The following is a 10,717-nucleotide window of genomic DNA, read 5'->3' on the forward strand; positions in this document are numbered from 1 at the left end:
GCCACGCAAGACGCTCGGCTTCCAAACGCCCGCTGAGCGATTCAGCGAATGTGTTGCGATGACCGGTTGAATCCGCCCTGCATTCCTGTCACTCCGCGCCATGCACCCGCCAGGCCGCACGTGAGCTCGCGCCGCACCAGCGCCCTGTTCCCGCCGCTGCGCCATCGCATCGCGATCGCAAATCCCCGTCGCCTTGTCGATCAGGCCAAGTAAGCGCACCAGATCAACGCGGCTGCCGCTGGCCTTCAGATCGGCGCTCGGCAAGCCGCCCTTGCGCCGGCGGTGCCGGCCATCATCTTGATGAAGATGGATGTGGCGAGGGTCAGCGTCAGCCCGGCCTTGCGCCTACTATTGCTGCCCATGGACCTGATCACCACCGGCTTGAAACTCCGCACCGGACGCTGGAAGGCCTTGCTGATCGCTTTCTTCCTGTTCTCGTTCACGGTGATGGGCATCGAATGCACGGCCGCGGTGTCGACGTTCATGCGCGGCACCGAGGGTCGCTTGGGCCTGCAAGGCGATGCGGTGATGCATGACGGGCGCCGCGCCACGCTCGTGCGTGGGTTCGAGCCCTGGTCGCAGGCGCCGCAGGCCGGCGTGCGGGTCGGCGATGTGCTGCAGCCCGAACGCTGGCTCGGTCAGGGCCGGGCCTACCTGCCCGGCGAGGTCGTCGCGATGACCCTGGTGCGCGATGGCAGCGCGCTGTCGGCGCGCATCACGACCGTGGGCTGGCCGATCCGGAGCGCCGAGCGCGTGAACTTCGTGCTGAATGCCACCCTGTGCGTGCTGGGCACGCTGCTCGGCCTGCTGATCGGGCTGCGGCAGGCGCATATCAAGACGAGCCGCGCGCTGGCACTGGCATTCCTCTGGTGGTCCTTGAATCTGGGCATGAACTACACCACCGATGCCACGCTCGCGGCCCTGCTGTCTGTGGTGTTCTGGCTGGCGCTGGCGCCGGGCTGGTATTTCGGCCTCTGGTTTGCCGTCCATTATCCGAACGAGCAGGCGCTGGGCTGGCGCCGCGCGCTGCGCCGGGTGTTGCCGCTGTTCCTGGTGGCGCTCGTGCTGGTGGAGGCCGCGGCCATCGGCCTGGGGCTTTGGCTCGTCCCGGCGAGCTGGATCGACTGGGTCCATGTACCCTACATCGGCGCCGTCGGCACGCTGATGCTGGTGGCGTTCTGGGACGGCCGTCGGCGCAGCAGCGGCGAGCTGCGGCAACGCTTCAACTGGCTGCTCGGCGCCTTCGCGTTGCTTTGGAGCGTCAGCTACGCGACCTATCTTGGCGACCATCTCGGCGCCGCGATGCAGCCCCTGCTGAGTCCGCTGGCCGTGATCGGCTCGCTGGCGTCGCTGTTCGGCCTGAGCTACGCGATCCTGCGCCACCGCGTGCTCGATATGGGGCTGGCGCTGAACCGCTCGCTGGTCTTCACCCTCGTCGGCGGCGTGCTGCTGGGCAGCTTTCAGTTTCTCAGCCTGCTGATCGGCCGCCTGCTGCACTTCGACGACCCGGCCAAGGCGGGGCTGCTGAATGCCGTGCTGGCGGCCCTGGTGGCCTTGGCCTACCCGAGGCTCAAGCCGCTCGCCGAATGGACGGTGGACCGCGTGTTCTTCGGCCCATGGGTAGTGCGCGAGGCCGATCTCGCGCGCTTTGCCGCCGATGCCCGTGGCCATACCGAGCTGCCGGCGCTGGACAAGGCGCTGCTGGCCGCCATCGATCGCTTCACCGCCGGGGCCGGCGCCGCGCTTTACGCGCGGCGGGCCGATGGCCGTTGGCGGCGCCAGCAGGCCCTGGCGATCGACGCGCCCGAGGCGCTCGCCGCCGACGAGCCCCTGGCCGTGGCCCTGCGCGCCGGCCATGCGGTGGCGCGGCACGACGAGGTGCATTCGACGCTGCCGGGCGAACTCGCGCTGGTGCTGTCGCGCCAGCGTGAGCTCGAGGCCTTCGTGCTGATCGGTCGCCCGCGCGACGGCCGGGCGCTGCGCGCGGACGAGGTGGCCGCGCTGTGCGACGCCCTGCGAACCGTGGGCCTCGAGTGGCAAGCCCTGCGCTGGGAGGCGCTGCAGCGCCGGCTGGCGCATGCGCCGGCGGCGGGCGCCTGATCCCGCCGGCGGCGCTCAGCGCGTCACGATCGCGAAGTTGCCAGGCGCCTTGTCGATCAGGCCGAAGAAGCGCACCAGGGCGATGCGGCTGCCGCCGGTCTTCAGGTCGTCGCTCAGCAAGGTGTCCTTCACGCCGGCGGTGCCGGCCATCATCTTGATGAAGATGGGTTTGGTGAGGGTCAGCGTGGCGTCGGCCTCGGGGTCGGCCGGCTTGGCCGCGCGGTGGTGCAGCACCGCGTTCTCGGTCCAGAGCAGATAGCTTTCGCCCACATCGCTGAGCACCAGCTTGACCTTCAGGTCCACGCCCTCGGCCTTGGGGCCGTTCAGGCCGGCGGCCATCGCTTCGAGAAAACGCTCGGTCGGCGTCTGCGCCAGCATGTCGATCAGCGCCGCGCGGCTTACCCCTTGAGCCGGCGGGCCCTGGCGCAGCTCGGCCGCGGCGGTCAGGTAGCTGTTGCGCCAGGTGGCGGCCTCGGCGGCATAGCCCAGCTGCTCGTAGGTGTGCGCCAGCAGCTGCTTGGCGCCGGCATGCTCGGGCGCGCCGAACACCACCTGGTTCAGCAGCTCGGCGGCCCAGCGGTACTCGCCCTGGTCAAACGCCTGCTGCGCCGCGGCCACCGCCTTGTCGGCGCCGCCCATCAGGGCCAGATAGCGCTTGGCCGATTCGGCCGGCGGCAGCGGGTTGAGGTTGGCGGGGTTGCCGTCGTAGGCGCCCAGGTAATGCTGGTAGACCGCCTTGACGTTGTGGCGCAGATCGCCGTAGTAGCCGCGCGCGCCGAAATGCTGCTGCAGCGATTTGGGCAGCTGGATCTGCTCGGCGATCTCGCGTGGCGTGAGGCCGGCGTTGATGAGGCGCACCGTCTGGTCATGCGTGTACTTGTAGACATCGCGGTGCGTGGTGATGAAGCGGCCGATGCGCGCCTGACCCCAGATCGGCCAGTTGTGCTGGCCGAAATAGACCTCGGCGCCCGCGGCCTGCACCTGCTCCAGCGCCTGCTGCATGTATTGCGACCAGCGCAGCGCATCGCGCACCTTGGCGCCGCGCACCGGCAGCAGGTTGTGCATGGTCTGGGCCAGGTTCTCGGCGCCGCCATAGGCCTTCAGCTCGGGCAGGGCAAAGCTCAGCTCGGCCGGGGCCTCGGCGCCCGGCACGTTGTGGAACACGAAACGCACGCCGTCCAGGGTCAGGTCTTGCGTGGCCTCGGTGATGAGCTGGTTGGGCGGCAGGATGCCGATGCTGCCGTAGGCCACGTTCTTGCCCAGGCCGGTGTCCACCAGGCCCTTGGGCGAGCGCTCCAGGTCGCGGCCGAACTGGTAGATGGAGCGGCGCGCCATCGCCGTGCCCACCATCACGTTCTCGCTGGTGGACTCTTCCATGAAGCCCGCCGGCGCCACCACCGGGATTTTGCGCGCCGCTACTTCCTCGGGCGTGACGACGCCCAGCGCGCCGCCGAAATGGTCGGCATGGCTGTGCGTGAACACCAGCGCGCTGACCGGCTTGTTGCCGAGCTGCTGGCGCGCAAAAGCCATGGCGGCGGCGGCGCTCTCCCTGGAGGTGAGGGCGTCCACCACGATCCAGCCGCTCTTGCCCTCGATCAGGGTGATGTTGGCGATGTCGAAGCCGCGCAGCTGGTAGATGCCCTCGCTGACCTTGAAGAGGCCGATCTGCGCGTTCAGCGCCGCATGGCGCCAGAGGCTGGCGTTGACGCTGTCGGGCGCCGGGCCGCTGACGAACTTGAAGGCGTCGAAGTCCACCAGCACGGTGCCATCGGCCATCGTGATCTTGCCCTCGGGGCGGGCGATGAAGCCGCGCCTGGCGTCCTCGAAGTCCTGCGGGTCGGCCAGCGGCAGCTCCTTGGCGAGCTGGGCATTGAGGGCCTGCACGCTGGCGGCGGCCTCGCTGGCGCTGCCGCCGATGCCGCTGCCTGGCTTGCCGCAGCCGGATAGGCCCGCCAGCAACATCGGCAGCAACAGCATCGCGAAAGTGGTCGGTAGGCAGTTCTTCAAGGGCATCTCCGGTGGGTGCGCTGGCGCAGCTTCGGCCCAGTCCGGCCGGATGTCCAATGCATAATGAATCGGCATTCATTGCGCCAAACACATAATGGATCCGCGCCAGCTGCAGCACCTGATCGCCCTGGCCGACTGTGGCCGCTTCGTCGTCGCGGCCGAGCGGGTGCATCTGAGCCAGGCGGCCTTCAGCCGCAGCATCCAGGCGCTGGAGGCCAAGCTCGGCCTGCGCCTGTTCGACCGCGGCCCGCGCGGCGCCCAGCTCACGCCGGCCGGCAAGGTGGTGGTGGAGCGCGCGCGCCAGCTGCTGTTCGACCAGCATTGCTTCAAGCGCGACCTGGAGCTGCTGCGCGAGGGCTTGCTGGGCGAGCTGAACTTCGGTGCCGGGCCGGTGCCGGCCGCCACCATCGTGCCGCCCTTGCTGGTGGCGCTGCAGCGCCAGCAACCGCGGGTGGTGACGCGCGTGCGCAGCGGCCATGCCGACAGCCTGCTGGCCCTGCTGCATGCCGAGCAGATCGACTTCTTCCTGGCCGATCCGCGCATGCTGCCGGCCGACGCGCGCCTGCAGACCGAGGCGCTCGGGCCCATCCATGGCGGCATCTATTGCCGGCCCACGCATGCGCTGGCGCGCAAGCGCGAGCTCAGCGTGGCGATGGTGCTGGAGGCCGGCATCGCCACCGTCGCGGCCTCGCCGCCGCTGCGCGAGATGCTGCGCGCCGCCTTCGGCCTGGGTGCCACGCAGGCGCTGCCGCTCAAGCTGGAATGCGATGACATGACGACGCTGGCGCGCCTGGCGCGCGACAGCGACACCCTGGTGCTGCTGCCGCATGCGGTGGCGGCCGAGTTCAAGGGCTTGAAGCGGCTGCGCATGGGCGGGGCCGCGCCGGCGATGGCGATCGCCATGCATGCGATCTGGTTGCGCGGCCGCAGCCTTTCGCCGGCCGCCGGCCTGGCCCTGCAGCTGGCGCGCGAGCTGGCTCAGGCCTTGCCGGGCGAGGGCGGGGCGGCGCTGTCCCACAGCCGCAGGCTCACGCCGAAGCCCTGAGCGCCCAGGCCGCCGGGGCACAGCAGCAGCCGGCCCTGATGGGCGCCCGCCACCAGCGCGGCGAGGCGCAGGCCCAGGCCGGTCTCGCTGTCGGCCTGCACCAGCTGGGCGCCGAGTGCGGCGCGCCGCTCGGCGCTCAGGCCGGGGCCGTCGTCCAGCAGGGTCAGCACCTGGGCCGCGCCGTCGGGCTCGCAGCGCAGCACGCAGCGGCTGGCGCCATAGCGGCGGCAGTTCTCGAACAGATTGGCCAGCGCGGCCGCCAGCAGATTCGGGTCCGCGCGCAGCGGGCCCTGCTGCTGCACCTCGACCTGCAGCGCCTCCGGCGCGAGATGCGGCACCAGGCTGGCCAGGCTGATGTCCTGCACCTGCAGCTCGCCCTCGCTGCGGAACAGCAGCAGCAGCGAGCTGACCACGCGCTTGAGCCGGTGCACCGCCTCGCGCGTGCGCTCCAGGCGCGGGCGGCCGGCGCTGGAGGCCTCCTTCAGCGCGATCGCCAGCTGCGCCTCCATGCCGGCCAGCGGCGTGCGCAGCGCATGGGCGGCATGCGCGGCGAAGGCCTGCTCGCTGGCCAGGCGGCGCGCCAGGCGCTGGCCCAGCTCCATGATGGCGGCGCGCACCTCGACGAATTCCTGCCGCGCCGGCGGCGGCAGATCGGTGGCGGCACGCGTGGGGTCGTAGGCCTGCACCTGCTGCGAGAGCTCTTGCAGCGGCAGCATGGCCTGGCGCACGCGCCGACGCAGCCACAGCGCGCAACCCAGGCCCACCAGCAGGGCGCTGGCGCCCACCAGGCCGATCGCCTCGTAGCGCGATTCGATGCGGTCCGGCCCGGGCTGGCCGACGTAGAGCACCTCCTGGTCCTGCGGCAGCGCCATCGCATAGACGCGGCTGTGCGCCTCGGCATCGCTGAAGCCGGGCTTGAAGGCCGGCAGCAGCGGCGTGGTGGGCGCGCGGTGCGAGCGCAGCACCACCTGCTGGCGCGCATCGACGATCTGCCACACCAGGCTCTCCTCGTGCGGCGGCGCCGGCATGGTGACGCCGGCGCCGCGCGGCATGTCGTGGTGGTGCAGCACCAGCATGCCGTAAAGCATCTCGGCCGATTCCTGCAAGGTGTTGTCCAGCAGGTCGTCGACCTCATGGCGCACGCTCAGTGCCACCACCAGGAACACCGCCGCCAGCCAGCCCAGGCTGGTGAGGGTGAGGATGCGCGCCAGCTCGTGGCGCAGCGAGGGCGGCGGGCTCATGTGCCGATGCGGTAGCCGAGACCGCGCACCGTCTGGATCAGCTCGCGGCCCAGCTTGCGGCGCAGATTGAACACATGCACCTCCAGCACATTGCTGGACACCTCGCCCTCGAAGCCGCTCACCAGCGCGTCCAGGTCGGGCTTGGAGACCACCCGGCCGGCGCGCGCGGAGAGCGCATCCAGCAGCGCCCATTCGCGCGCGGTCAGCTCCACGCGCTGGCCCTCGCGGTAGACCGCCTTGGCGCTGCTGTCGATCTCGACCGCGCCGATGCGCATGCGCGGCGCCCCCTGGGCCGCGCTGCGGCGGCGCACCGCGCGCAGGCGGGCGGCCAGCTCCTCGGGCGCGAAGGGCTTGACGAGATAGTCGTCGGCGCCGCTGTCTAGGCCCTTGATGCGGTCGCTCAGCAGGTCGCGCGCCGTCAGCACCAGGCTGGGCGTGGTGACGCCGCGCGCGCGCAGGCCGCGTATCCATTCGACCCCCGAGCCGTCGGGCAGCTGCCAGTCCACCAGCAGCGCGTCGTAGGGCTCGCTGATGACCGTCTGGGCATCCAGCAGGCGGGTGAACCAGTCCACCACATGGCCTTCCAGGCGCAGGAAGTCGCGCAGGCCCTCGCCCAGGATTTCGTCGTCTTCAAGCAGCAGCAGGCGCATGATGGTGTGGTGATCGCAGGCTCGACGGTAGCATCCCGCGCCGGGCGCCGGCTTCAGCCTGGCTTCAGCTTGCCGCGGCATAAACGCAGGCCCCACGCAGACACCCCCATGCAGCCGGACCACCTCCTGATCTATGGCACGCTCGCCGCCGGCGCGGTCGGCCTGCACCTGTGGCTGCGCGGCCGGCGCGAGCGTGGCGCCGCCCAGGCGCACCAGCAGGCGCAAGAAGCCGGGCTCAACGAGCCGCCCTCGCTGCATCCGGTGGTGGACCCGGCACGCTGCATCGGCTCGGGCGGCTGCGCCACGGCCTGCCCGGAGGGTGCGCTGGGCATCGTGGGCGGGCGCGCCACCCTCATCAATGCCTCGGCCTGCATCGGCCATGGCGCCTGCCACGCGGCCTGCCCGGTGGAGGCGATCTCGTTGGTGTTCGGCACCGAGCGGCGCGGCGTCGACATCCCCAGCATCACGCCGCAGTTCGAGAGCAATGTGCCGGGCATCTTCATCGCCGGCGAGCTTGGCGGCATGGGCCTGATACGCAAGGCCACCGAACAGGGTCGCCAGGCCGTCGAGGCGCTGCGCCAGCGCCGCGCCGGGCCCGCTGAGCTGGATGTGGTGATCGTCGGTGCCGGGCCCGCCGGCATCTCGGCCGGCCTGGCGGCCATGCAGCATGGCCTGCGCTATCGCCTGATCGAGCAGGAGGATTCGCTCGGCGGCGCGGTCTACCACTACCCGCGCAACAAGATCGCGATGACGGCCCCGGTCAAGCTGGCCCTGGTGGGCACGGTGCGCATGAGCGAGGTGTCCAAGGAGAAGCTGCTGGAGTTCTGGCATGGCGTGGTCGAGAAGACCGGCCTCAGCCTGCATTTCCGCGAGCGCATGGAGCGCGTCGAGCGCCGCGGCGAGGGCTTCGTGGTGCACACCAATGCCGGCAGGCATGCGGCGCGCTCGGTGCTGCTGGCGATCGGCCGGCGTGGCTCGCCGCGCAAGCTGGAGGTGGCCGGCGAGGAACTGCCCAAGGTGGTGTACCGCCTGGTGGATGCCGAGCAATACCGTGGCCAGCGCGTGCTGGTGGTGGGCGGCGGCGACAGCGCGCTGGAGGCGGCGCTGGCGCTGGCCGAGCAGCCCGCCACCACGGTGGCGCTGAGCTACCGCGGCGCCGCCTTCAACCGCGTCAAGGAGAAGAACCGGCGCGCCCTGCAGCAGGCCACCGAGGCCGGCCGGCTGGAGCTGCTGCTGGGCAGCGAGCTGCTGGAGATCGCGCCCGAGGCCGTGCGCCTGCGCGGCGCGAGCGGCGAGCTGCAGCGCCCCAACGATGCGGTGATCGTGTGCGCCGGCGGCGTGCTACCCATCCCCTTGCTGCAGCAGATGGGCATCGCCTTCCAGACCAAGCACGGCAGCGCCTGATCGGCCCTGACTCAGGGCTTGGCGCCGCCCAGCGCGGCCTGGCGCGTCAGTGCGGCGGCATAGTCGGCCTTCAGGCCGGCATCGTCGGGGCTCAGGGCCAGCGCCTTCACATAGGCCGGCAGGGCCTCGGCATGGCGACCCAGGGTGGCGTAGGAGCGCGCCAGCATGGCCCAGCCGGCGGCGTCGTCGGGCCTGGCCCGGAGGCGCTCGGCCAGGCCCTGCACCATCGCCAGCATCTGCTGGTCGCCCAATGCATGCGGCGCGCTGGCGGGCGTGCCCGGGGCGGCGGCGCTGGGGGCTGGGGCAGGGCCGCCGCCGTCCAGCGTTGTCAAGGCATAGGCCAGCGCGGCGGCGCCCAGCAGGCCCGCGCCCGCCAGGCCCCAGAGCCAGCGCGTGGCCAGGCCGGCGCGGCGGCTCTGGGCGGGCGTCTGGCCCAGCAGGGCGCCGAGCATGGCCTGCTCGAGCGCGCTGCGCGCGGCCTGGTGCGCGCTGGCGCTCAGTACGCCGGCCTGGGCCAGCGCGTCGAGCTGCTGCAGCTGGGTGGTGGTGTTGGCGATGTTGTCCGTCATCGATGCCTCAGAGGTCGTAGCGCAGGCCGAAGTACCAGAACGAGCGGTTCGAGGACTCGTTGCGGTTCGGGCCGCTGACGTCGCTGAACTCCATGCTCAGCTCGGATTCCAGCGCCAGCTTGCTGCTGGCGCGGTAGGTGACGCGCAGGCCGGGGGCCCAGCGCTGGCTGCGCGTGCCGTTGCTGTCGTTCTGCAGGTAGTAGCGCAGCGCTGGCTCCAGCTGCCAGCCGCCGCCGATGCTGGAGGAGTTGTTGTAGGACAGCAGCTTGCCGGTGTAGCTGAGGCCCTTCAGCAGGCTCAGCACCAGCACATGGGTGTCGCGCGCCGAGTAGAGATTGGTGCCGATCAGCTGCAGGCCGCTGCTCCAGATATTGCCGGTGCCGGGCTGGCCATTGGGCAGGATGTCGGGCACCGGCAGCAGGGCGCCGACATTGGTCAGGCGCAGGTCGGCGCCGAGCTGCCAGTTGGTGCTGATGGGCCGCGTCACGCTCAGCATCGCCTGGGTGCTGTAGGCGGTGGTGTCGCGCACCTGCTGGCGCAGCAGGGCCAGGCTCTGGCTGGCCAGCAGCTCGGCCAGGCGCGAGGCCTGCACGCCCAGCACCGGGTTCTGGAAGAACAGGCTGTTGCCCAGCATCAGCATGGGGGTGGAGCGGCGGTCGTAGAGCGCGTTGACCACCATGTTCTGCTCCGAGGTCCAGGTGGCCTGCAGCGAGGCGATGTTGAGGCCGCGCAGCTGGGTGTCGTAGTCCAGCATGCCGGAGGCGGAGAGATTGCCGGCGAGAAAGCGCAGTTCGCTGCCCACACCGCGGCGGTCGATCTCGCCATCGATGCGCTGCTCGATCAGGTAGACGCTGCCGCCCAGGCCCTTGGCGAGTTCGTCGGCATCCAGCGAGGCACCGTAAAAATGGCGCTGGCTCTGCAGCAGGCTGTCCGAGGGCCGGCCCGCCACCGCATTGACGCGCCACTTGGGGCTGAAGCGGTAACCGAGCTGTGCGCCGTCGAAGCGCCCCATCACGCCGGCGCCGGTGGGCGACTGCCGGCCCAGGCGCAGGCTGAGGCCCTGGCTCTGCAGGCGGTAGTCGGCATAGAGGGCCGAGAGCTTGTTCTTGCTCTTGGCGCTGCGCAGCAGGTCGGCGCTGTAGCTGTCGCGCAGCACCAGACGCAGGTCGCTGTCGGCATCGCGGCGGCGCCAGTTGATGTCCACGCTGGAGATCAGCTGCTTCTGGTCGGTGTTGGAAAGGGTGGCATCGGACACCAGCTCGGGCAGGCCGCTGAGCGGCGAGTCCTGGAAGTCCTGGGTGCGGATCTTGGACTGGCCGCCGTAGTAGAAGCTCGCGAGCGAACCGCTCAGCGTGGTGGTGACGGCGGGCTGCGCACCGGCCTCCACCACCTGCGGCGCCGGCGGGGCCAGGGTGAGCAAGGCCTCGCGGGCACGGTCGGCGCCCGCGCCCTGCGGGTAGAGCCTGAGGTAGAGCTCGTACTCGGCGCGTGCGCGCTCAGGGTCGCCCTGGCGCCAGCGCGCCTGGGCGATCAGCTCCTGGGCCTCCTGCGTGGCGCTGCTGGGCGGCAGGGCCAGCAGCTCGTCGAGCTGGTTGATGGCCTGCTGATGCTCGCCGGCCGCGATGGCCTGGCGCGCCGCCGCCAGCAGGGCCTCGGCCTTGCCCTGGGCTTGCGGGCCGGGAGCGGGCATGGGGGTGGGCG

Annotated in this window: 8 protein-coding genes; 3 read left to right on the forward strand and 5 right to left on the reverse strand. The window is 71.2% G+C overall.

Going from position 1 to position 10,717, the window contains the following annotated elements; genetic code table 11:
- Positions 1-360 precede the first annotated feature (360 nt).
- Positions 361-2,100, forward strand: a complete 1,740-nt coding sequence (locus tag AC3WQY_RS24375; RefSeq protein WP_492711184.1) for a hypothetical protein — start codon at positions 361-363, stop codon at positions 2,098-2,100.
- 15 nt (positions 2,101-2,115) lie between these two features.
- Here the strand turns inward: AC3WQY_RS24375 and AC3WQY_RS24380 are convergent, their stop codons facing one another.
- The gene (locus AC3WQY_RS24380) at positions 2,116-4,107 is read right to left on the reverse strand and encodes an alkyl/aryl-sulfatase (RefSeq protein ID WP_492711185.1); all 1,992 of its coding nucleotides are present in this window, start codon (positions 4,105-4,107) and stop codon (positions 2,116-2,118) included.
- A gap of 94 nt (positions 4,108-4,201) precedes the next feature.
- Here AC3WQY_RS24380 and AC3WQY_RS24385 point away from each other — a divergent pair, with 94 nt between their 5' ends.
- The gene (locus AC3WQY_RS24385; RefSeq protein WP_492711187.1) at positions 4,202-5,152 is read left to right on the forward strand and encodes a LysR family transcriptional regulator; all 951 of its coding nucleotides are present in this window, start codon (positions 4,202-4,204) and stop codon (positions 5,150-5,152) included.
- Here AC3WQY_RS24385 and AC3WQY_RS24390 read toward each other — a convergent pair.
- On the reverse strand, positions 5,086-6,393 hold the full coding sequence (locus AC3WQY_RS24390) for a histidine kinase dimerization/phospho-acceptor domain-containing protein (protein WP_492711188.1): 1,308 nt from the start codon (positions 6,391-6,393) through the stop codon (positions 5,086-5,088). The genes AC3WQY_RS24385 and AC3WQY_RS24390 overlap by 67 nt on opposite strands.
- Positions 6,390-7,043 (reverse strand): response regulator transcription factor, encoded by a 654-nt coding sequence (locus tag AC3WQY_RS24395; protein ID WP_285232615.1) that lies wholly within the window; start codon positions 7,041-7,043, stop codon positions 6,390-6,392. Before AC3WQY_RS24395 ends, AC3WQY_RS24390 begins: the two co-directional genes overlap by 4 nt.
- Before the next feature lie 108 nt (positions 7,044-7,151).
- Between AC3WQY_RS24395 and AC3WQY_RS24400 the strand changes: the two genes are divergently transcribed.
- A complete protein-coding gene (locus AC3WQY_RS24400) occupies positions 7,152-8,447 on the forward strand; it encodes an NAD(P)-binding domain-containing protein (RefSeq protein WP_492711190.1) in 1,296 nt (431 codons plus the stop codon).
- Between the two features lie 11 nt (positions 8,448-8,458).
- On the opposite strand, the gene AC3WQY_RS24405 is transcribed toward AC3WQY_RS24400, so the two are convergent.
- Complete coding sequence (locus AC3WQY_RS24405) at positions 8,459-9,016, reverse strand: tetratricopeptide repeat protein (protein ID WP_285232613.1); 558 nt, start codon at positions 9,014-9,016, stop codon at positions 8,459-8,461.
- A gap of 7 nt (positions 9,017-9,023) precedes the next feature.
- The coding region (locus AC3WQY_RS24410) for a tetratricopeptide repeat protein (RefSeq protein WP_492711192.1) at positions 9,024-10,717 on the reverse strand (1,694 nt) is incomplete at its 5' end.

This window comes from Roseateles sp. FW301-B2 (assembly GCF_058788955.1).